Annotated in this window: 1 protein-coding gene; it reads right to left on the bottom strand. The window is 29.5% G+C overall.

From position 1 onward, the window contains the following. Window positions 1-831: hypothetical protein (locus tag OIF36_00450; protein MCV6598942.1), on the bottom strand; the 831-nt coding region annotated here is incomplete at both ends.

Here is an 831-nt window from a genome sequence, read left to right as displayed (position 1 = left end):
CTTAATACCAAAATGCTTCCATATTTGCTTTGCCTTGTTGTAGTCATCATTAGTTATATCTTCTTCAGTCAATCTACTGTAAAATTGTTCTTTAGATGGCAGGTGTTCATCATTAAATTTATCAAACGAATTCATGTAATCATATGGATATACTCCTTTTTCAGTCAGTAAGTCTAAACACTTTTCTGTTTTAATGATATCATTTTTACTACTATATCTAAAATTACTTTGCCGGTTCTCACGCAATATCCATTTACTTCTATCTTTCTCATCTGTATTATCATATTTTGTCATGGATACTAGTTTATCTAATGAAGCTGTTATAAAACTAAAGCTGTCCTTTACACTTAAGCTATCAAATCCGATGTTGATAAACTTTTCAGAGTTCTGCGCTATAACATCTATCTTTTTCTTATTACTTAATTTCTCGGCATTCTGTATTATTAAATGTCCATCATAATTTTTCATGTTATGAAAAAATACTGGGATTTTGAAATATCTATTACAGTAGTTTAGATTACATATGCTATGAGCACACCCTCTATACTTACCTGTAAAGTGACAATGGTCTCTAACTTTTTTGTATTTCTCTGCTTCTTTTTCATTCTTGTATGAGTTCTTAAATTTATCACCACATATAAAGCAGTGAGTAGCAGTTTCAAAATCTTGTTTGTCTTCATCAGTCATTAGTATTTCTTTATTCTCTTGCATTCTTTCTTTTATTTCATCTCTTATTTTATTAATTTTATTACAAAAGACATCAACGGCATCAGCTCCTCTATACAAAAATTCGTGATTAGTATTATCAACAGCATTCACCAAGTTCAACAT

The sequence above is a fragment of the Alphaproteobacteria bacterium genome (assembly GCA_025800285.1).
GTDB lineage: Bacteria > Pseudomonadota > Alphaproteobacteria > JAOXRX01 > JAOXRX01 > JAOXRX01.
The sequence above is the reverse complement of the archived record's forward strand: the minus strand, read 5'-3'. Positions and strand labels throughout refer to the sequence as shown.